This window comes from Selenomonas oralis (assembly GCF_051603425.1).
GTDB lineage: Bacteria > Bacillota > Negativicutes > Selenomonadales > Selenomonadaceae > Selenomonas > Selenomonas sputigena_A.
Genome location: NZ_CP194411.1, coordinates 2551767 through 2573985 on the forward strand (window position 1 = coordinate 2551767; position 22219 = coordinate 2573985).

Annotated in this window: 19 protein-coding genes and 2 riboswitches; of the genes, 1 reads left to right on the forward strand and 18 read right to left on the reverse strand. The window is 55.6% G+C overall.

Translation table 11 applies throughout. The features are described 5' to 3' along the window. Positions 1-7: 7 nt before the first annotated feature. The 18 genes from ACRTGH_RS11995 to speD all read right to left on the reverse strand — a co-directional run bounded on the left by ACRTGH_RS11995 (position 8) and on the right by speD (position 20100). A complete protein-coding gene (locus ACRTGH_RS11995) occupies positions 8-2617 on the reverse strand; it encodes a TonB-dependent receptor plug domain-containing protein (protein ID WP_368845817.1) in 2610 nt (869 codons plus the stop codon). Positions 2618-2895: 278 nt separating this feature from the next. Then, a riboswitch (cobalamin riboswitch) is annotated at positions 2896-3071 on the reverse strand. A gap of 127 nt (positions 3072-3198) precedes the next feature. Beyond that, complete coding sequence (locus ACRTGH_RS12000) at positions 3199-4092, reverse strand: energy transducer TonB (protein WP_368845816.1); 894 nt, start codon at positions 4090-4092, stop codon at positions 3199-3201. A gap of 12 nt (positions 4093-4104) precedes the next feature. Next, on the reverse strand, positions 4105-4512 hold the full coding sequence (locus ACRTGH_RS12005; RefSeq protein WP_368845815.1) for an ExbD/TolR family protein: 408 nt from the start codon (positions 4510-4512) through the stop codon (positions 4105-4107). Then, positions 4509-5123 carry a MotA/TolQ/ExbB proton channel family protein gene (locus ACRTGH_RS12010; RefSeq protein WP_368845814.1) on the reverse strand — a complete coding sequence of 205 codons (615 nt, stop codon included), beginning with the start codon at positions 5121-5123 and terminating at the stop codon, positions 4509-4511. Before ACRTGH_RS12010 ends, ACRTGH_RS12005 begins: the two co-directional genes overlap by 4 nt. Before the next feature lie 155 nt (positions 5124-5278). Then, the gene (locus ACRTGH_RS12015; protein ID WP_368845813.1) at positions 5279-6073 is read right to left on the reverse strand and encodes an ABC transporter ATP-binding protein; all 795 of its coding nucleotides are present in this window, start codon (positions 6071-6073) and stop codon (positions 5279-5281) included. Beyond that, positions 6070-7086 carry a FecCD family ABC transporter permease gene (locus ACRTGH_RS12020; protein ID WP_368845812.1) on the reverse strand — a complete coding sequence of 339 codons (1017 nt, stop codon included), beginning with the start codon at positions 7084-7086 and terminating at the stop codon, positions 6070-6072. Before ACRTGH_RS12020 ends, ACRTGH_RS12015 begins: the two co-directional genes overlap by 4 nt. A 50-nt stretch (positions 7087-7136) precedes the next feature. Beyond that, positions 7137-8243, reverse strand: a complete 1107-nt coding sequence (locus ACRTGH_RS12025) for an ABC transporter substrate-binding protein (RefSeq protein WP_368845811.1) — start codon at positions 8241-8243, stop codon at positions 7137-7139. A gap of 87 nt (positions 8244-8330) precedes the next feature. Then, positions 8331-9329, reverse strand: coding sequence for a sirohydrochlorin cobaltochelatase (locus tag ACRTGH_RS12030; RefSeq protein ID WP_368845810.1), 999 nt, complete (start codon positions 9327-9329; stop codon positions 8331-8333). 336 nt (positions 9330-9665) lie between these two features. Then, positions 9666-9842, reverse strand: a riboswitch (cobalamin riboswitch). A gap of 150 nt (positions 9843-9992) precedes the next feature. Then, positions 9993-10916: a serine O-acetyltransferase gene (locus ACRTGH_RS12035; RefSeq protein ID WP_368845809.1), complete on the reverse strand. Its 924-nt coding sequence runs from the start codon at positions 10914-10916 to the stop codon at positions 9993-9995. Positions 10917-11005: 89 nt separating this feature from the next. Beyond that, a complete protein-coding gene (locus tag ACRTGH_RS12040; protein ID WP_368845808.1) occupies positions 11006-11746 on the reverse strand; it encodes an alpha/beta hydrolase-fold protein in 741 nt (246 codons plus the stop codon). A gap of 85 nt (positions 11747-11831) precedes the next feature. Continuing rightward, entirely contained in the window at positions 11832-12221 is a 390-nt protein-coding gene (crcB, locus tag ACRTGH_RS12045; RefSeq protein WP_368845807.1) for a fluoride efflux transporter CrcB, read from the reverse strand. Between the two features lie 3 nt (positions 12222-12224). Beyond that, on the reverse strand, positions 12225-13565 hold the full coding sequence (locus tag ACRTGH_RS12050; RefSeq protein WP_368845806.1) for an MFS transporter: 1341 nt from the start codon (positions 13563-13565) through the stop codon (positions 12225-12227). A gap of 146 nt (positions 13566-13711) precedes the next feature. Further along, positions 13712-14878 (reverse strand): carboxynorspermidine decarboxylase, encoded by a 1167-nt coding sequence (gene nspC, locus ACRTGH_RS12055; protein ID WP_368845805.1) that lies wholly within the window; start codon positions 14876-14878, stop codon positions 13712-13714. Then, positions 14878-16077 carry a saccharopine dehydrogenase family protein gene (locus ACRTGH_RS12060; protein WP_368845804.1) on the reverse strand — a complete coding sequence of 400 codons (1200 nt, stop codon included), beginning with the start codon at positions 16075-16077 and terminating at the stop codon, positions 14878-14880. Before ACRTGH_RS12060 ends, nspC begins: the two co-directional genes overlap by 1 nt. A 30-nt stretch (positions 16078-16107) precedes the next feature. Then, a complete protein-coding gene (gene speB / locus ACRTGH_RS12065) occupies positions 16108-16989 on the reverse strand; it encodes an agmatinase (RefSeq protein ID WP_368845803.1) in 882 nt (293 codons plus the stop codon). Next, positions 16976-17830, reverse strand: a complete 855-nt coding sequence (gene speE, locus ACRTGH_RS12070) for a polyamine aminopropyltransferase (RefSeq protein WP_368845802.1) — start codon at positions 17828-17830, stop codon at positions 16976-16978. The genes speB and speE overlap by 14 nt, the downstream gene beginning before the upstream one ends. A gap of 3 nt (positions 17831-17833) precedes the next feature. After that, complete coding sequence (locus tag ACRTGH_RS12075; RefSeq protein WP_368845801.1) at positions 17834-19297, reverse strand: aminotransferase class I/II-fold pyridoxal phosphate-dependent enzyme; 1464 nt, start codon at positions 19295-19297, stop codon at positions 17834-17836. 29 nt (positions 19298-19326) lie between these two features. Next, on the reverse strand, positions 19327-20100 hold the full coding sequence (gene speD, locus ACRTGH_RS12080) for an adenosylmethionine decarboxylase (RefSeq protein WP_368845800.1): 774 nt from the start codon (positions 20098-20100) through the stop codon (positions 19327-19329). A 449-nt stretch (positions 20101-20549) separates the two neighbouring features. Between speD and uraA the strand changes: the two genes are divergently transcribed. Then, positions 20550-21809: a uracil permease gene (gene uraA / locus ACRTGH_RS12085; protein ID WP_368845799.1), complete on the forward strand. Its 1260-nt coding sequence runs from the start codon at positions 20550-20552 to the stop codon at positions 21807-21809. Positions 21810-22219: the final 410 nt, after the last annotated feature.

The following is a 22219-nucleotide window of genomic DNA, read 5'->3' on the forward strand; positions in this document are numbered from 1 at the left end:
TCCCTCCTTAGAATTCATAGCGGAAGCTCATATAGTAACTGCGTCCCTGCAGCGGGTACTCGATGTTTACCCAGCTCGGTTCGCTCAAGTAGCGCTGTACGCTGTGCACTTTCAGCTTCGACGCCTCATCAAGCACGTCGTTGCATCCGATCGACAGCGTCATATCCTTGCGCGGCGACCACTTGAGCCCCACGTTGATCGTCTTCAGCGCCGCTCTCGGTCTGCCGGCAAGTTCTTTTTCCACGGGATCCCTGGTCTGCGGAATGGCATAGTGCGTATAGTATTGTGAAACATAATGCGCTTCGCCGAAGAAGAGCCATTTCTCCGTCGGGCGGTAGGTCAGGCGGATATTGCCTTCCCACTCCGGCTGATACGTCGGACGCACCTCAAACCAATCGTAATGGACGCCCGGGGAAGAATCCCTGCGCTGCGCCTCTATATTGAGATGCGTTCCTTCGATATCGAGATCGAATTTCTTCCAATGGAAATTTGTCTGCAATTCAAAGCCGTGCGCCTTACCGCGCATATCGTTGAAGTACGAGCTGTAGTTGAGGCCGGCACGATAGAGGTAGAGCATGCGTTGCGTATCGCGCCAAAAATAGGTGAGCGTCGTCCGATTGTCCGCGCCGAGGAACTTACCGTCCCAAATCGCACTGCAGTCAAACTGCGTGCCGTACTCTGGCTGCGGGAATTTCGCGCCGCTTCCCTTGTAGTCCATTGGAGCCGGCATGATGCCCGCGCCGTCGCCCGCGATCTCGTACATGTTGAGCAGGCGGAAGTAAGTGCCGCCCGTCATGCGCAGGGAAAAGTTCTCATTGAATTCCTTTTTGAGCGCGACCTGCCAGGTCACCTTGGAATCCACCTGATTGTCCTTCGGATGAACCCAACGATACGTTTTGAGGGGATTGAAACGTCCGAACTGACTGTAGCCCACGATTTCCGAGCGATTGTAGCGGATAGCCGGCGTCAGCTGCCATGTCCTCTTCTTGTCGAGCGTGATGGTATCCTGCAGCTGTACATTGAAGATATTCTGATCGAACTGGTTGCGCATCTGCGCCCAGAGATTGCCGATGCCCGCCTGCACGTCGTCGATGACCTCATCGAGACCATCGCCCCGGATTTTCATGCGTTCATGTGAATAGTTCATCTGGAAGTCGAGCATATTGTTCTTGCTGAGCTCGTATGTGCCGTCCACCTGTATGTTGTACTTTTGGGAACTGTATTCGCTCCATTCACGCATCGGTATCTTGATCATAAAGCGCAGACCATCGTGAATATTTTCGGCACGGTAGCGCTTGTTCTGTTTCATATAGTCGACCATCCAGCCCCATTCGTAATTCTTCCCTATATAGCGCCGCTGCACGAGAAGCTCCGCCGCACTGAGCGTCTGATGACGCTTATCGTATTTATAGAGATCGTATTTATCAACGAGAAGCCCCGGTTGAATCATATCGAAATAGCTTCGGTAATCGACCCAAAGGCTGTCGGGCAGATGGCGATTGACAAATTTGTACGTTCCCTTGATCATCCAGTCATCGTTCTGCCATTTGACGAGAAGATCCGAATTGCTGTAGTCGTTGTATTGCCGCCGGCGGCGCGGATCATCCGCAGCAAGTACCAAACGCCCCCCATTGTCCTCGAGCCACTGGATACAGCCATCTACATTAGCCTGCCATGCCCCAGCTCCATTCGCAGCATCATACGCCGCTCTTTCTGCCGGCGTCATAGCGAGGTAGCCTTGCAGCTCTGCCCGTGTCTCCATAATCAGCCGTCCATCTCCGGTATTCGTATAGAACTGCTCCGCCGCATAGCTGCGATAGGGGAAGTCACCTTCCCGCGATTCATGGTTCAGTCCGAAGAGAAGGCTGCCGGGGCCAAGCGGTGCGGTGATTTCGACTGACGCCTTCTTCCCGCCGAACGAAGCAGGGCCAACCTCCGCCGAGCCATGCGCCTGCTTCGGCTTCTTCGTCACGACGTTGATGACGCCGCCGATAAAGGTGCCCGCAAAGCGCGCGGGGATGTAGCCGCGGTAGACCTCGATGCGCTCGACGTTGCTGACGGGAATCGTCGAGATATCGACTGCCGCGTCGCCGCCGAGGTTCGTCAGCACGCCGTCGACGAAGACGCCGACCTGCGCCGCCGTCGAGCCGCGCACCGTCACCGTTGTATACTGCCCCTTGCCCTGAACCTCACGCACATGGACACCCGGCACCATCTTCAAAAAGTCCGGCAGCGTCTTCTGCTCGCCCTTGAATTCCTCCGGACGAATGACGGTCACAGTACCCGGAGAAAGCGTCTCTTCCCATTTCGGCCTCCTCGCCTCCACGGTGATGTTCTCCAGCGTGTAATCCGCCGTTGTATTGGCACTCGCATTGCCGCCCTGTGCCGGTGTCTGCGCTGTCTGTGCCGTGCCCGCATTGACTCCCTGCGCCGGAGTGGGCGGCGTCTGTGCAGGCTCTTCCTGCGCCCCCGACCCCATCGACTCCTGCCACAAGGGTTCCGTCTTCGATGTCTGCGCTTCCTCCGCTGCACTTGCCGTCAGCGGGGAGCCGAGGACACCTGCCGCAAGCATCCAAAAAACCCCTGCCACCAAACGCTGTTCCTTTCTTTTCGCCATAAAATGGACACCTCTTATTTCTCCATTGTAGGACATATAGGCATGATTCAGAATAAATAGATAATAAATCCTATAATCATATGGCATCCCTCTGACCACCCCGGCTTCCAAAAAGAAAAGCCGCCTGCAAGCCAACGCATTGGCTGAGGCGGCCGCAAAGCTGCGGAAAAAGAAAAACCGGTGCAAAACGCACCGGAGACAACTCTATCCCGAAACTCATAGACGAAATCCCCTACCCATCGCTCGCAGGTACCGGCTTTTGAGTTTCCTCAAAACCGACGGTGATGTTGAAGCAGGCAGTTCTCCTGGCTCAGATTCATCGCCGCACCAAACCTTCCCAGAGCGTATGCTCCAGTGGCAAATCCTGGTGGGCTCCTCTTACAGTGGCGGGACCGCTCCGGCTTGTACCGGATTCCCTATTAAGTCTTGCGACACCTGTTCCTTGATATATTTATTTTTTATGATACCATTAGTCACATTCTAACGCAGCAATAACTATTTGTCAATCCGCTATAAGGGCAGGATGGGTTCCTGAAAAAATTATAACTTTATAATCCGGCCCATCCTGTCTCCTCTATTCCTCAGCGTATATAAAAATCTACTGTGACATTGACCCGGACTTCTCCCCCGGTAGGATTCGGGTAACTGCCGACGGCCCTCGCGGCTGAAAGAGCCGCGTCATCGAGAATGCCATGCCCCGATGAGCCCAGCAGCGAGACGCTGACAATATTGCCGCCGGCATCCAGCACGCAATGAATGGTAGACGATCCCTGCATCTCCCGCTTGATTGCCATCGTCGGATACTCCTTGTTCGCAATGATCGCTGCCCGGAAGCCCTCAGTATCGAAGGGACCGCTGCCCGTACCCGGTGTATTGCCGTCGCCGGATCCTTGGCCATCGCCCGACCCATCGCCCGTGCCCTGGCCGTCGCCCGTGCCGGAGCCGCTGCCGGAGCCGGAACCGCCGCCTGTACCGGAGCCTTCGCCCGGGCCTATGCCGCTGCCGGAACCAGATCCCGTACCTGTACCGCTTCCGCCGCCGCTGCCTTGTTCTCCGCCCGTGCTGCCTCCCGTATTGCTGCCTGCATCCGTGCCTTGGCCGGAGGTGGTGTCACTCGGTCTGCTCTGCTCCTCGCTCTTGGCCGGAGGAGGCAATCGGACCGGTTCCTTCGTTGTTGCCTCAGCCGCCTTGGACGCAGCAGTCTGCGCCTGCTGTACCGTTTCCACACGTTTTTCCATTTCCGCTTCCTGCAGCGGTGCTGGAAAATCTGCTGTCGCTGCAGATCCGCCGCCGCCACCGCCGCCTTCGTGGCCGCTTCCTTGGCTGAAATTGGACTCCGCAAGATCGATGATGTACGTCTGCTGTTCCTTTTCTTCAGCGACTTGCGCCAGCCACAGAACGAGCAGGGCTGCTGCGACAAGGTGAAGCAGGAAGGCGATGAGCGAAGCCTTGAGCCATGAATGATTCTGCTCCATATGCTGTACCTTCTATTTCTTCTGTTCCGCAGCTATAGACAGCCGCTTCACACCCGCGCCCTTGAGCATATCCATAACGGCGACAACCTGTCCATGCGCTGTCTTCCTGTCCGCCTGCAAGACGACAGCGGCATTTGCATTTTCCTGCATGTGCCGCTTCATGATGACAGACGCATCCTGGAGGCTCACAGGCTTGTTGTCGACCGTGATATGACCCTTCTCATCCAACGTCATGATAATGGGCATCTGCACGGGGGCAGATGCGCTCTGCGCCTGCGGCAGCTGCACGGCAAGAGCTTTCTGTGCGACGGTCTGCAGGCTGTTCATCATGAAGAATACAAGAAGGAAAAAGATGATGTCAATCATCGGGATGATCATAAAGACAGGCTTTTTCCTCATGCGATGCTTGCTGAAGTTCATGCCTCATCCCAACTTTCTTTTTTCGCGCCAAGCACCATCGAGCAGAGCCTCTCGGCATCCGTTACCATAGAGTCAAGCTGATGGCTGAAGTATGTATAAAAGCAAAAAGCGATGATGGCCACGCAAAGACCGGCCGCTGTCGCGACGAGAGCTTCGCCGACGCCGCCGGTGATGGCGCCCGCTCCGCCGCCGCTGTCGAGCACGCTGAAGGTCTGGATCATGCCCGTGACCGTCCCGAGAAGCCCCAACAACGGCGAAATCGTCACGATGGCGCTCAAGTAATCGAGATAACGGTTGAAGCTGATGGATTCCATAGACATGCGATCCTCAAAAGCGCTTTTCATCGCGCTCTCGGAACCGCTGTACTCCAAGCCGTTCGCAATAATGCGGCTCAACGCGGAAGGAAATTTCTCGCAAAGCTGCTGTACGCCCTCCCAGTCCTTCTGCCGCACAGCATCATCAACCCCGCGGAAAAAAGCCTTGGCGCCGCTCTGGTTGCCGCGGTAATAGAAAAACCTCTCCACCGCAATCGTCAGCGTGATGAAGGAAAGGACAAGCAGCGGATACATGACGAGGCCGCCGCTGTTGAAAAGCTTCAAAAAATTTTCCATAGTCGATTGCTCCTCCCAGTTCCGGGATATAGGAAACACGGATAAACTGCACGCCAAGCGTCGCTTTGCGGAGATTATGCGCCGCGCTTCCTATATTCCCCGCTTCATATCCATAAACCTTATTCGAAAATCATTTCCAAACCCATCGCCTTTTCTTACCCGGTCTGTTCTTCCAATTTTTCAAGAATAACAAGCGTTTCCATATCCCTGTCCGGTACGCGGATCACTTCCGTCTCGACGCCGAAATAGTCGCGGATATTTTCAGCATTGATCAAGTCCCGCGTCGGACCGAAGACGGATTTTCCCTTGCCCATCAGCAAGCTGCTGTCAGAAAGACGCAGGGCATAATCCGGAAAATGGGTGTTCATGAGGCAGGAAATTCCCCGTTCCGTTACCAGCGACTTGATCAGGCGCAGGATGCGGAACTGGTTCTTGAAATCCAGATGAGATTCCGGTTCATCCAAAAGCAAAATCTGCGGCTCGGCCGCCAAAGCCCGCGCGATGCAGACGAGCTGGAGCTGTCCGCCGGAAAGATTGGTGCATGGCATGTCGCGAAATTGCAGGACGCCTACTCGCTCCATGATTCGTTCGGCCACCTTTCGATCCTGCTTGGACGGAGATGAAAAAGCGCCAATGAAACGGGCGCGCCCCATGAGCACGACTTCTTCCGCCGTATAGGGAAACGCCATGGAATGCATTTGCGGCACATAGACAATGGGCCGCTCCTCCGAAAAAACAGCGTTCGTGCTCGCCTCCTTCCCGTCAAGCAGCAGGCGGCCGCTCGTAAAGGTACGCAGGCCTGCGATGCATTTAAGAAGCGTCGTCTTGCCGCGCCCGTTTTGCCCAAGGACGGTGACGATGCTTTTCTCCGGAACGGAAAAGGAGATATGGGAAAAAATCGGTGTTCCCGCCGTATAGAAAAAGCCTGCGTCTTCCACTTCCAGAATCATTGCCACGCCCCCTTTGTACGTTTGAAGAGAACGGCAAAAAACGGCGCACCGATAATCGCAGTGAGGATGCCGATCGGAATCTCCCCGGCCGTCGCTGTGCGCGCTGTAAAGTCAACAAGAATCAGGAAAATCGCTCCGACAGCGGCGGACAGAGGAAGCAGCTTTCCATGATCCACACCGATGATCATGCGGCATATATGCGGGATGACCAGCCCCACCCAGCCAATGGTACCGCTTACCATAACGCCCGAAGCTGTCATGATCGTCGCGAGCAGAATAACGCTGCGCCGTATTCGCGCGGGCTGCACCCCGATGGATTTTGCCTCTTCGTCGCCCAGAGACAGGACGTTGATGCGCCAACGCAAAGCCAGAAGCAGTGCGCCGGACAGCAAAATGGGGATGCCGGCATACTGCACGTTTTCATAGGACGCATTGGCAAAGCTCCCCATGAGCCAATACGTAATGGCAGGCAGCTTATCGTAGGGATCTGCAACATACTTGATGATCGAGATCAAAGCGCTGAACACAGCCGAAACAATCATACCCGACAACACGAGCGACAGGGAAGAAACCTGTCCGCGCACACGGGCCAGCGAATAGGTAAACGCGACGCTGACCAGACCGAAAAGCATCGCCAAAGCCATGGAAAAGCCGTTAACGCCGGAAAGGAGGATGCCGAGAGCGGCTCCAAAGGCCGCTCCTGAGCTCACGCCAAGCACGCCGGGACTGACGAGCGGGTTGCGGAATATCCCCTGAAAGGCCGCACCCGCAAGCGCAAGCCCCGCACCAACCAAGGCATCGAGCAGGATACGGGGCATACGCAGCTTCCATAGAACCGCATATCCCATCGTATCCGTCCCCTCTCCGAAAAGCCCGCCCGTGAGAACGCCGGCAATTTCCGAAAGATCCATGCCGTATCGCCCACCCAAAAGCGAAAGCGCGGCACTGCCTGCAAGAAGAAGCAGCGTGCAAAGCCAAATCAAGGCCAGTCGTCCCCTTGTGTTTTTCAACATATCACCTCTTCAGCAAATAACCGTTCGCAAAGCCTGTGCTTCTCCTTCACTTAAAGCGCCAATGCTGCGTTCCATTTCGTTTGGAGTATTTCATCCAGATCTTCCTGCTGCAGCTCATAGTGGAAATATTTCCGATAGAAATCCGTAAGGAGCGGACGCATCTCATAGTCTCCGAACACCTCCGGATGCAGGACCTTGCCCAGCCAGCGCATCATGAGCGGCGTCTCGACGCAAGGCGCGTCCCAACGATAGATGCCTAAAGGCGCCTTATAGACACGCCGGTTCTTTACGGCGTCCAAATTGCTCCAGTCCTGTCCGTCATAAGCGTTGCGGTAAATATCCTCCGGCGTAAAATCCGAAAAATTGCTCAGGATGATGACATCGGGATTCCACGACATCACCTGTTCCATCGTGATTTTCGGCCATTGATCCTCGACATCTACAACATTTTCACCGCCGGCAGCTTCGATCATAATCTTGTTGACGGAGCGCGTGCCGGCTGCCGTCAGCTGCTCATTCTGCAAATAGAGTACTTTCGGGCGCGGCTTTCCCTCCAGCTCCTTCGCCTTTTCCTTAAAATAAGCTTCGCTTTCCTTGTGGTAAGCGATCAGGGCGTTTGCCTCTTCCTGCTTGTTCAATATATCGCCGAGGAGCGCGATGCCCTTCTGCACGTCTTCCAACGTGCCATAGCGGATCTTGACAGCGGGGATGCCCATGCTCGCAAGTTTCTCGCCGACCTCCGGCTGATAATCCCAAATAACTGCCAAGTCAGGGCGCAGCTTGGCAATCTCTTCGTAATTCACATTGAAATTGCGGTCGACGAACGTATCGTTGACCTCCGCCATCTTCGGCGCCATCTTGCGCAGCATGCTCTTTTTGTAAGCGGCCATAGCAGACGGGTGCATACCGACAAGCTTCTCCGAACTGCCGTCCACGGCATAGACGATGGAAGCCCACGGCACGGGAACCACGACCATTCTCTGCGGATCCTTCTTGATCTTGACTTCCGCGCCGGTAAGATCCGTCACCATCTTCGTCTCTGAAGTCTTCTCTCCCTCTTGGCTCGTACCGCCGCAGCCCGCAGCGAAGAAAAAGCATGTGAGCAGTGCAAACGCACAAACCCAAAGCTTTGTCCTGCGATACATCGTGAGATCCATCCTGTCGCCTCCTAAACAATTCTTCAACAAATCCACCTAGAAAAATCTCCCCCCTGAAAGCTCAAGGGGGAGAAACATCATTTTCTTTTATTTGCTCTTCAGAGCGTCCCATGCCTCGTTCGCACGATCTACGAAGAGGTCGCGAATGGCCTTGTTCTCGCCGAGACCATGGATGTAGGTCTTGACCTTGAAGCCTTCGCTCTCGAGCACGGACTTATGGGAATCCGGCTCAGCGCCTGCCATGTCGTTGTTTGCATGGTCGCCGGCGACCATCATCATCGGCATGAGCGTAACCGTGTCAATACCCTTTGCTTTGAGCTGCGGAATGATGTCCTCAAGGCTCGGCCAGCCCTCGACGGTGTAGATGAACGTATTCTTGAGATTCATCTTGTCGATGCCGTCCTGGATGACAGCGTAGTAGGCATTGGCCGGATGCGGCGTGCCGTGCGCCATGACGAGGATTGCCTCGTTGTCCGCTACCTTGGGGAACTGCGTCGAAAGCGCCTTCAGAGTCTCCGCAACATCGTCGCGCTGCTCTTCCTGACCCTGCCAGTACATGAGCGTCGTGCCGAGCGTCATCTTCTTGAAATCGTTCTTATACTCGTTGAAGATAGCCTTGTCATAAGCGTACTCCATACCGGGAATGACATCGAGGGAACAGAGCGCCACACGCGTATAGCCGTCCTTCTTCAACTGCTTCAAAGCCGCTTCAGGCGTGGGAATGTCAATGCCTTCCTTCTCCTTGATGCGGTCAACGATGATATGCGACGTAAACGCCAGCTCGACCTTTACGCCGGGATGAGCCGCCTGAATGGCCTTGACCGTCGCCTCAATCGTCTTCGCACGCGAATCTTTGTACGTTGTGCCGAAGCTCATGACAAGAATGGCATCCTTGTTCGGAAGCTTCTGGAGCTTGGGGTTCTCATTCTTCAAAAGGCCGATCTGAGAAGCCTCAAGGAGCGCCGGTGTCGGATTCTTTACCTCAGGGTTCAGCATGTAGCCGGCATGAGCCGCAGGCGCACCGATAGCAAAAATTGCGCTGCAGGCAAGGGACATGGCCAGCATCCTTTTGAAATTCTTCTTCATGAAAGCATCTCTCCTTTAAAATGATTACGTAAGGAAATATAGCAAGCCCTGGCCTAAATGCAGCATCAGCCAAGGCGGGCTTGAAAAAAGAAAGCTCCGGGTCTCCACCCCCGGAGCTGCTGCAGAGCAGCAAAAGAGAACTGGATCGGAAATAATATATGAGCAATGCTTTCCCCTGTAGCCAAGCCGCAGGGAAAACTCTCCGCCGAAAATAAGCCCCTTTGCCCGCGTGGGGAAGGGGGTTTTCGGAGGGGAGGCACTACAAAAGAAAACCCGGCCTCAGCCGGGATTCATTGCGTTGCGCAATAATCCCCTTCCCCATCACTCGCAGGTCAAACGGTGATTGTCAGCTAGGCAGTTCTCCTGGCTCCAGGTCATCGCTCCTCTGCGCCTTCCCAGGGACATTCCCCAGTGACATCATGCAGATTCACTCGCTGTTACAGTGGCGGGACCGCTCCGGCATTTACCGGATTCCCTATTAAGTCTTGCGACACCTAACCCAATCGATATGGAGTTTTTATGGTTCTATGAACCTCATGTATTATGGTAGCACTCATTCCTATGTTTGTCAACACCCTTTTCAGGATATTTTAGGAATTTCCCAAATTAGGTCAAGAGAACATCGACAGACCTTTCGATGGTATAAAACCAGGAAACTTCCTTCTAGAAGTCAACCTGCTCCATCTCCTCGCGTGACTTGTCACAGCGCAGCTCCTGATTTTTCACGCTGACCTGCGTGCCCGGCGCGACCGACTTCGTGATAAACGCATTGCCGCCGATGACGGCGCCCTTGCCTATGACCGTATTGCCGCCGAGGATCGAGGCGCCGGAGTAGATGGTCACATAATCCTCGATGGTCGGATGGCGCTTCTTATCCTTCAGCATACGGCCGCCCTTCGTCGAGAGCGCCCCCAAAGTTACCCCCTGATAGATTTTCACATGCTCGCCGATTTCCGTCGTCTCACCGATGACAATGCCCGTAGCATGGTCGATGAAAAAGCTCCTGCCAATCGTCGCGCCCGGGTGGATATCCACACCCGTACAGCTGTGCGCATACTCGGACATGATGCGCGGAATCACGGGAACGTCGAGCACATGAAGCTCATGCGCGAGACGGTGCACGGTGATCGCGTACAGTCCTGGATAGGAGTAAATGATCTCCGCCTCGCTCGACGCCGCAGGATCTCCCTCGAATGTCGCATGAACATCCAATTCGATGTAGGAGCGGATCTTCGGTATGGCGCGGAAAAAGGCAAGTGTGATCTCCTGGGCTCGGTCAGCAATATCGCCTTCCGTTTGCACGTTCGAGCATTTGCACGGCAGAGCGATGGCGATCTGTTTGTTCAGCAGGTACGCCACATCCTCTATAACCATCGTCATATTGTTCTCAACGCTGTAGACGCGGTAGTGCTCATCCTTGAAATAGCCCGGAAAAACAATGCGCACGAGTTTGTCGAGAATATCGATGACCGTCTTCTTGTCCGGGCGGCAAAAGACATCCATCTTGTCAATAATACGCTCCTGTCTGTAATCCTCCAGGATGTCGTTGATGATGCCATGCAGGTTCTCCGCTATGATGTCCGCCATTCTTCCACTTCTCTTTCCTAGTAATGTTCAGCCGCTACGCGAAACGGCATGACCTGCTTTCAATGCCGCACTGCACTTTCAGTCACCGTTCATGAGCCAAGCACATGGGGCAAAAAATACACGAGCTGCTTCGTCCACCAGTCCCAGCCATAATCGACATCCTCGCCCCAGAAATCAACCCAGGCATCGATGCCGCGCGCCTCAAGCACCCTGCAAAGACGTGCAAGCGAACGCCGCGGCTCATCCAAGCCGTGCCCTTGCCCCGTACAGAAGACAATGTTCTTCTCATTGTAAAGCGCGATATAGGGATGTTCATTTGCCATGTTCGGCAGGAAGTCCAACGGCGAATTGTCGTAGAGTTGCCCATTGAGCCAGCCGCCGAAGAATTTCTTCGCATCATACGAGCCGGCAAGCGCAACAAGTCCGGAAAAGTATTCAGGCCGCCGCAAAAAGACAATCGTTGCATGTGTCGCACCGAAACCGCAGCCAACCGCTAGAGGCAGGCGCTGCACGCCTCCCTGGGAGCGGATATACGGCAAGACTTCCTCAACGATATACTCGTAATAAGCTTCCTGTCGGTTTGCACGCCACTCTCGGTCATCGCGGCTGAACCAGCTCTCACCGTCAACGGTATCAACCGTCACGAGGCGAATCAGCTGCCCGTCAATCCAAGGAGCGAGCGCGTCCACCACGCCGGCTCCCTCGTATGCGTCCGAAAGCCCTCTCTGCGGCGGAAAGGCCAGCACAGGAATACCGCCCGCTCCATACGTCCTGACCGTCATTTCCTTTTGCAGCCTCTCGCTGAACCAGCGGTCCTCTCTCTTTTCCATACCCATGCCCCCGCTTTCCACAATGCAGCAGCCAATCTCCATATCATCAACTATACTATACAAAACCTCGCCTGACAAGGCATCCCTAGGCTAAGGCGCGAATCAGAAGAAGCCCTGCCCAGGCCGCGAGAAGTCCCAGAAAAACGTTCGCAACTATATTCAGCAGGGCATAAGGAGCGTTCGCGCCCTGCAGCAAGGCCAGCGTCTCCATGCTGAAAGAGGAAAACGTCGTGAAGCCGCCGAGAAAGCCGACGGCAAGCAAAAGGCGCAGGTTCTCTGGCAGAAAGACGCCGCGCGGCAAAAGCGGCAGGAGCCCCATGATGAGTCCCATAAGAAAGCTGCCCGACACGTTGACGAAGAGGGTGCCGCAGGGAAACGCGGCGCCGAAGCGTGCGGCAAAGAACGCGGTCGCCAGATAGCGGCACACAGCGCCAAAGCCGCCGCCCAGAAAGACAAAGATATACTGCGCCCCCATCGTTTACGCTCCGTGCGCCTCGCGAACATCGGCGAGATCTTCGAGCGTCTTCTGCTTGCTTTCCTTGCCGCAGGTGATGACGACGATCGAGATCAGCACGAAGACGGACGCGAACAGTCCGAAGATCATCTCAATGCCAACGGAGCCGGCGAGCAGCACGCCGACGAGCATCGGCGCAATCATGCCGCCGATGCGTCCAAATCCCGCCGCCCAACCGCTGCCGAGCGCACGCATCGCCGTCGGGTACTGCTCGGGCGTATAGGTGTAGATGACGCCCCATGCGCCGAGATTGAAGAAGCTCATGCCCGCGCCCCAGGCGAGAAGCGCCGACGACGATTCGGCAGCGCCAAAGAAGTAGCTGCAAACGCCCGACAAAAGCAGGAAGGCGGACAACGTATACTTGCGTCCGATGACCTCGACGAGCCACGCGGCAGCAAGATAGCCGGGAAGCTGCGCGAGCGTCATCATCAGCACATACTCGAAGGTCTTGACGACGGCGAAGCCCTGCGCGTAGACGAGCGACGGCAGCCACATGAAGATGCCGTAGTAGCTGAAGACGATGCCGAACCACGTCAGCCAAAGCATCGTCGTGCGCAAACGGAAGCCCTTTTGCCACAGCGCGGCAAATCCCGTCTCTCTGCCGCTCTCCCGCGGCAATAGTTCATCTGCCGTAAACGGACGGTTCGCAAGACCGAGCTTTTCCTCCAGATGGCAGACGATCTCCTTCGCTTCCTCGACGCGTCCCTTCGCGAGTAGATAGCGAACGGATTCTGGCAGGTGCAGGCGGATGAGGAACACATAGAGCGCGGGCAGAGCGCCGAGCAGGAACGCGAGCTTCCAGCCGAACGTCGGAATGAAGAGATACGAGATGCAGGCGGCGACGAGCCAACCGACGCCCCAGAAACTCTCAAGAAGGACGATGAAGCGTCCGCGCAGCCGCGTCGGCGCATACTCTGTCATGAGCGTGACGGCAACGGGCAGTTCGCCGCCGAGGCCAAAGCCGACGAGGAAACGGAAGACGAGCAGCGATTCATAGCTCCAAGCCAGAGCGCAAAGCCCCGTCGATACACTGTAGAGCAGAACCGTCGCGGTGAAAACCTTCTTGCGCCCCCAGCGGTCAGCAAGAGAACCTGCAACGACCGCCCCGAGCGCCATGCCGATAAGTCCCACAGAGCCGATCCAACCCGCCTGCGCAGGGCTCAGCCCCCAATCCTTGACCAAGAGCGGCAGGACGAAGGCGATCAGGCCTGTATCCATCGCATCAAAGAGCCATCCCAGGCCCGTGACGAGGAGCATCTTGTAGTGAAAAGAGCCAACGGGCAATTCTTCCAAACGACGCAGCATAAATATCCACTTCCTTTGAAAACAAACTCATATCTTCTCCGCCCCGGACAAAGGACGTCGCCCTTTATTGTACCACCTATGCGCCGCAGGTCAAGTATTCCATGCAGGACGCAAAGAAGCGCCATCGCGAACGATAGCGCTTCTTCCTAGGACAGGCGCATCTTGAAGTCCTCGTAGCCAAAGCGCCGCACGACCTGCCATGCGCCCGCCTCATCGACGGCGACGATGGCAGGGAGCGGCATACCGTTGAAGGTGTTGTTCTTCACCATCGTATAGATCGCCATGTCGCCGAAGACGACGCGGCTGCCGACGGCAAGCGGCGCATCAAAGGAATACGCGCCGATCGTGTCGCCTGCGAGGCACGTCGGTCCCGCGAAGGTGTAGGTGAAGGGCTTCTCCCCCGCCTCACCTGCCCCCAGGACGGGCGGGCGGTACGGCATCTCGATGACATCGGGCATGTGACATGCCGCCGACGTGTCGAGTATGGCAACAGGCGTATCATTTTCGACGATTTCGAGCACTTCAGCAGCGAGGAAGCCCGCGTCGAGTGCGATCGCCTCGCCCGGCTCGATATAGACCTTGAGCTCGTACTTCTTCTGCATCTTCTCAATGCACCGCTTCAAGAGCTCGATGTCGTAACCCTCGCGTGTGATATGGTGCCCGCCGCCGAAGTTGATCCACTCCAGCCGGGGCAGCCATGCACCGAACTTCTTCTCGACGGCTTCGAGCGTTTCCGCCAGCGGCTCCGCCCCCTGCTCGCAAAGCGTGTGGAAGTGCAGTCCCGTCAAACCTTCGAGCTTGTCCGCGCGAAAATCGCCGCACTTGACGCCGAGGCGCGAGCCGGCTGCGCAAGGGTCGTAAATCGCATGTTCCTGCGTCGAATGCTCGGGATTGATGCGAAGGCCGCAGGCGCAGCCATGCGCCAGGGCAAGCGCACCGTACTTCTCCCACTGCGCGAAGGAGTTGAATACGATATGGTCGGCGATCTTGACGATCTCTTCCATGTCGTCCGGCTTGAACGCCGGTGAAAAAACGTGATTCTCCTTGCCCGGCATCTCCTCGTATGCGAGACGCGCCTCATAGAGCCCGCTCGCCGCCGCACCCGCGAGGTATTCGGCGGCAAGCGGATAGAAGCGGAACATGGAGAACGCCTTCTGCGCCAACAGCACATGTGCGCCCGTCTCCTGCTGCAAATCACGCAGGACGGCGAGATTTTTCCGCAGAAGCTCTTCCACGACGACGTAGGAAGGCGTCGGAACGGCGGCAAAGATTTCCGCGTATCTCTCGTACTTCCCGAAAGTCCCTTCGCCCATCAATCGACAAGCTCCGGCGCAAAGCTCTCCTGCCACGGCAGACCCCAGCGATTCAGCGCTTCCATGAACGGATCGGGATCGAACTCTTCGATATTGAAGACGCCCGGCTTTTTCCATACGCCGTTCATCACGAGCATTGCGCCGATCATCGCCGGAACGCCCGTCGTATAGGAGATGGCCTGCGAGCCGACTTCCTTATAGCATGCTTCATGATCGCAGACATTGTAGAGATAGTACGTTTTGTCCTTACCATCCTTCTTGCCGCAGAAGATGCAGCCGATGTTCGTCTTGCCCTTCGTCCTCGGGCCAAGGCTTGCAGGATCCGGCAGCACCGCCTTGAGGAACTGCAGCGGGATGATTTTCTTTCCCTCGAACTCAATCGGTTCGATCGAAGTCATGCCGACATTTTCGAGGCACTTGAGATGCGTCAGATAGCTCTGCCCAAACGTCATGAAGAAGCGAATGCGGCGAATGCCGGGAATGTTGAGCGCCAGCGATTCAAGCTCCTCATGGTGCAGCAAGTACATATCCTTCTCGCCGATTTCCGGGAAGTTGTAGACGCGCTTGATTTCCATCGGCTCTGTCTCAACCCAACGGCCATCCTCCCAATAACTTCCCTTCGCCGAAACCTCACGGATATTGATCTCGGGATTGAAGTTCGTCGCAAACGGATAGCCATGATCGCCCGCGTTGCAGTCGAGAATATCTATGTAGTTGATTTCGTCAAAGTGATGCTTCAAGGCATAGGCGGAAAAAACGCCCGTGACGCCGGGATCGAAGCCCGAGCCAAGAAGCGCTGTGATGCCCGCTTCCCTGAAGCGATCACGATACGCCCACTGCCACTTGTACTCAAACTTTGCCGTATCCTCCGGCTCATAATTCGCCGTATCGACATAGTCCGTTTTCGTGGCAAGACAAGCATCCATAATGGTCAGATCCTGATACGGCAATGCAAGGTTCAGGACGACGTCCGGCTTCTCGCGTTCGATAAGCGTCACAAGCTCATCCACCCGGTCTGCATCGACCTGCGCCGTCACGATCTTCGTCTTGCCTCCCGCGAGCTTTTCCTTCAGCGCGTCGCACTTCGACTTCGTGCGGCTCGCGATGCAGATTTCCTCAAAAACTTCGCTGTTCTGGCAGCATTTGTGCACAGCGACGCTCGCGACGCCGCCCGCGCCGATGATCAAAGCCTTTCCCATGGTTCTCTTCCTCCTGTTCTTCCCTTTGCCCTATACAAGCTCCGGCCCCCGAATAAACGGCTCCTCCCATGCGAGAAGCATTTCCCGGAGCAGCTTCAATGCCGCAGCGGTAGAAGCGCCGCTTGCATCATAATGCGGCGAAAGCTCCACCATATCGCAGCCGACAACGCGGTCAAGGCGCAGCGTCTTCCGAAGCGCGCCCAGAAGCTCCACGAATCCCACACCGCCCGGCTCCGGCGTTCCCGTTCCCGGCAAGACGCTCGGATCTAGGATATCGAGGTCAAGCGTGATGTAGACGGGCTTTCCCATAAGCTCCGCCAGATTCCATTCCAGCCCCGTGAAGTCAAACCGCTGCAAATGCGTATGCTCTCTCGCCCAATAAAATTCCTCACGCTCGCCGCTGCGAATGCCAAACTGATAAATGCGTCCGTCGCCCAAGATATCCCAGACGCGGCGCATGACCGTCGCATGCGACAGCCGTGCGCCAAGATATTCCTCACGCAGATCTGTATGTGCATCGAAATGCACGATATGGAGATCCGGATACTTCTCGGCAAGAGCGCGAACAACGGGCAGCGTCACAAGATGCTCCCCGCCGATCATAAAAGGCTTCTTGCCGTCAGCCAGAAGCGTCCTCGCAAAGCTCTCGATCTGTCCCAGGGCAAGAGTCGTATCGCCGAAGCAAAGCTCGAGATCGCCGCCGTCAAAGACACGCGCCTCCTCCAGATCGAGATCGAGATACGGGCTGTACGTCTCCAGCCCATACGATTCGGCTCGCATCGTGCGGCTCGCAAAGCGCGTACCGGGACGAAACGAGGTCGTCGAATCAAACGGCGCACCGAAAATGACGACGCGCGCTTCCCCATACGGGGCACTGCAGCCCAGAAACGTTTCCACATTATCCTTCAACATCGCGCAGCATCTCCTCCACATACGTCGGCAGTGCAAAAGAGCCGACATGCAGTTTTGTATTGTAATAGCGCGTCGCTATGCCGAGCTTTTTCCAGCGCTTCCAATCCACGCCCTCGATCGGCGCGCGCTTCTTCGAGGCGAAACCGAAGAGCCAATGCCCGGACGGATACGTCGGGATATGCGCCTGATAGACGCGGCTGATGGGGAAAGATTCGACGATGCGCTTGTGCGCGCGCTGCATCGCATAGGCGTCTTCCTTGTAGAACGGACTCTCATGCTGGTTCACCATGATGCCGTCCTCCTTCAGCGCCTTGAAGCAGTTGCCGTAAAACTCCTTCGTAAAAAGCCCCTCTCCGGGGCCGAACGGATCGGTCGAATCCACGAGGATCAAATCGTACGCATCTTCCGGATGACGAATGAAGCGCAGGCCGTCCTCAAAGAAGAAATGCACGCGCGGGTCAGAGAGACAAGCCGCCGTCTGCGGCAGATGCTCGCGGCAAGCCTCGACGACAAGCTCGTCAATCTCCACGAGATCGATGCGCTCCACATCGGGATAACGCAGCAGCTCGCGCACCGTGCCGCCGTCGCCGCCTCCGATGACGAGGATGCGCTTCGCCTCCGGATTGACGCACATCGGCACATGAACCATCATCTCATGGTAGATGAACTCATCCTTTTCCGTCAGCATCATGTAGCCGTCAATCGTCAAAAAGCGCCCAAACTCCGGTGACTCAAATATATCAATGCGTTGAAACTCGCTTTTGCCCGAATAAATCTGCTTGTCGACCTTGATGGAAAAACCAGCATTCTTCGTGTGCTTCTCCGTAAACCAAAGCTCCATGCCTCATGCCTCCTTCATCACATTCAGCCGCCGAAGCGCCATGTCCTCCGGTCCCGTGAGCGAACAGCCCTTCTTCTTCGCGTAGCGGATATAGGTGAGGATGTCGTCCGTCACAAGCTCGCCCGGCGCAAGGATCGGGATGCCCGGCGGATAGCACATGACGAACTCGCCCGCGACGCGCCCCGCCGTATCCGCCACGGGCAGCGATTCCTTCTCACCATAAAAGGCTTCCTGCGGGCCGCAGATGACCTTGGGGCTGATGTACTCGCCTTCGAGCATGTTCTTGGGCGGCTTCTTGTAGTTGCGCCGAATCTCTGCAAGCGCCGATACAAGCCGTTCGATATCCTTCGGCCTGTCGCCGATCGAGATGTAGGCAAGAAGGTTCGCCATATCGCCGAACTCCGTCTGGATATCGTACTCATCGCGCAGCAGGTCATAAACCTCAATGCCTGCAAGACCCAAAGAGCGCGTAAAAATGGAAAGCTTCGTGATATCGAAATCAAAAACAGCGTCGCCGTCGACAAGTTCACGTGCATAGGCATAATAGTCGCCGATTGCGTTGATCTCAGCACGCGCGTACTCCACATGCCGAATGACCTTGTCGATGGTTTCCCTCCCGCGGATCGCGAGGTTGCGCCTTGATATGTCAAGGCTTACCAGTAAGAGATATGACGCGCTTGTCGTCTGGGTGAGATTGATGATTTGATGCACATAGCCCTCGTGCACACGCTCGCCGATGAGCAGGAGCGAGCTCTGCGTCAGGGAGCCGCCCGATTTGTGCATACTGGCAGAAGCCATATCCGCCCCCGCCGCCATGGCTGAAACCGGCAATGCATCGTGAAAGTAGAAATGCGTGCCGTGCGCCTCGTCCGCCAGAAGAAGCATCCCATGCGCATGGGCAAGATCAGCGATGGCACGAATGTTCGAGCAAATTCCATAGTATGTCGGATTGTTGACGAAGACTGCCTTCGCATCGGGATGCTCCTTGATCGCACGCTCCACATCGGCGAGCCTCATGCCGAGCGAAATGCCGAGCCGCCTGTCCAACTGCGGATTTACATAGACAGGCACGGCGCCCGAGAGGATCATCGCATTGATGACGCTCCGATGCACATTGCGCGGCAGGATGATCTTCTCGCCTCGCTTTGCCGCCGTCAGCACCATCGTCTGGACAGAAGACGTCGTTCCTCCGACCATGAAGAAGGCATGCGCCGCACTAAAGGCTTTCGCTGCAAGCTCCTCCGCCTCACGGATGACCGACACGGGATGGCAGAGATTGTCGAGCATTTTCATCGAATTCACATCGACCGAAAGGCACTTTTCGCCGAGGAAGTCCACCAATTCCCCATTGCCGCGCCCGCGCTTGTGCCCGGGCACGTCAAACGGCACAATGCGCCTGCTCTTGAAGCGTTCCAGAGCCTCAAGAACAGGCGCCCTGTCCTGCGTATGATAATCGAATGCTTCCAATCCCTCTTCTTCCCCCTGTTCCGCAGCAGTCAAAAGACGTTGCTGCCGCTGTAGATTTCAATCATCTCGCGCCTCAAGCTGTTGCTGATGGAAAGGCGCGTTTTCGGCGGAATCTCGTAAATATCCGTATTGAAGAGATAGTTCTGCAGCTCGATTTCCTTGATGAGCATGCGCGTATGAAAGATATTCGCCTGGTAGACATTGATATCCATGGCATCGTATGTCGCCAAGGTCTCCGACTTGATGTACTCCTGAATCGACGACATCTTATCGTCCATAAAGAGCTTCCTTCCGGTCACGTCGCGCGTAAAACCGCGCACGCGGTAGTCCATCGTAATGATATCCGAATCAAACTTGCCGATGAGGTAATCGAGGGTTTTCAGCGGCGTGATCTCGCCGCAGGTCGCCACGTCGATATCAACGCGGAACGTCGCAATACTCGTTTCGGGATGAAATTCCGGGTATGTATGAACGGTCACATGGCTCTTGTCGAGATGCGCGACAATCTCATCGTTCATCAGCGGTTTCTTATGCCCCGCCGTGTCCTCCTCCGAAATCAAAAACGTCACGCTTGCACCCTGCGGGTCATAATCCTGCTTCGATATGCTCAGCACATGCGCACCGATCATTTCCGTCACGCGCATAAGAATCTTCGTCAGCCGCTCGGAATTGTACTGCGAGTCAATATATTTAATATAATCCTGCTGCTCACGCTGCGTTTTCGCGTAGCAAATATCGTAGATATTGAAGCTCAACGACTTCGTCAGGTTATTGAACCCGTATAATTTCAGCTTTCCTTCCAACCCGAACGACCCATCCTTCCCTTTGCTGACAAGAAAAGGCAGATAACGAGCTGTCGCTGCGCCACCTGCCGTAATTTCATTTTTGCTAGCTCTGCCTTATTATAAAGGATATTCATTACTTTGACAAGATAGAACGTCCAGACGAATTCTACCGAAAAATCCTTCCACGTCTGCTCTTCCTGCATGGTTTTTTTCGATAAGCCGCCTGCAAGATTTATTAGACAATGCACCTATTCTGTGTTAAATTCTCTCTTAGGAAAGCACGGATAAAACGAAGCCGCCCGGATTTGCACAGATGCACCGGTTCTGTCCGAGAGATGAACCGCAGGCGCAGCGGTGCTGCGTCGAAGATTTGATGACGAAAAGAGGCAGCGCAGATGCGTGGAGACGAGCGGCTGAATTTATCAACGGTTCCTTAGATATCACTGTTTTTTCAAAGGAGTATTGCTATGGCACAAAGAACCATTGACACGACGGAGCGTCTGCCGCTCCTCCAAACCATTCCCTTGTCCCTGCAGCATCTTTTCGCCATGTTTGGCTCCACGGTGCTCGTGCCGATCCTCTTTCAGATCAATCCTGCGACGGTGCTTCTCTTCAACGGCATCGGCACGCTCTTTTATCTGATCCTCTGCAAGGGCAAAATCCCCGCTTACCTCGGATCGAGCTTCGCCTTCCTCTCCCCTGTATTCCTCGTGCTCACAAGCTACAGTTACGAAGCGGCGCTCGGCGGCTTCATCATCGTCGGCATCGTCTTTTGCCTGGTCAGTTTCATCATTCATGCCATCGGCACGAGCTGGATCGATGTGATCTTCCCCCCTGCTTCAATGGGCGCGATCGTCGCGGTCATCGGGCTTGAGCTGATGCCGACAGCGGCAAAAATGGCGGGGCTGACCGATGGCGATACCGATTCGACCGTGATTTTCGTTTCCGCAGCGACTCTTGCCGTAACCATCTTTGCTTCCATAGCGTTCCGCGGCTTCCTCGCCATCATCCCCATCCTCATCGGCGTCGTTTCCGGCTACGCCATCGCCTTTGCCGCAGGCCTCGTCGATCTCTCCTCCGTGGAAAGCGCCCCTTGGTTCGCCATTCCGACCATCTACACGCCAAAATTCGAACTCGGCGCCATCCTCATCATCCTTCCCGCCTCTATCGTCGTCATCGTGGAACACATCGGCCATCTCATCGTGACAAACAACATTGTCGGGCGCAATCTCACAAAGGATCCGGGGCTCGACCGCTCCCTCCTCGGCAACGGCATATCAACGATCTTCTCCGGTTTCTTCGGTTCGACGCCGAACACAACCTACGGGGAAAACATCGGCGTCCTGGCCATCACGAAAGTCTACTCGACCTGGGTCATCGGCGGTGCCGCCGTTTTCGCCGTCGCGCTCTCCTGCCTAGGCAAGCTGGCCGCACTCATCCAGAGTATCCCCACGCCCGTCATGGGCGGCGTTTCCATGCTGCTTTTCGGCGTCATCGCCGCCTCAGGCATACGCATCCTCGTCGAATCCAAAGTGGATTACAGCAAGCCGGCGAACCTCCTCTTGACCTCCATCGTCATGGGCATCGGCGTATCAACCGCAAGCCTGTCCATCGGCACAGTGACGCTCAAGGGCATGTCGCTCGCGACCATCATCGCCGTCGTTCTCTCGCTTTCCTTCCGCCTCATCTACGCCCTGCGCCGCAAAAAGGATGCGGGCAGGAAATGACCTCTGTAAAAAAATTCCTCTGCTTCGTTTCCGCAAAGGCAGATTCCTTCGCATGCAAAATCGCCATGGTATTCATCCTTCCTCCGCTCAACCGCGATGCCATAAGCCGCGATGCCATAAGCCGCGATGCCATAGAACAAGCCTGTTTGTGCTTCATGCTCACGGCACGATCCCACCGGATGTTTTTAGTTGGTGCTTAAAAGCATACCAAACGAACGCCGCTCATGCTGTTTTATTTTCTGCAGAAATGGATTTTTTGAAGCTCACAGCGGATTATGTATTGCAGCATCCAAGTCCAGCAAAACATCTATAATCCTCGCCTGCGATACTCATTGACAGTTAACTGCCTTTATGCTACCATAAAAAAGAATTATATAGTTGGATTAGGTGTCATGGAACATCACAGATAA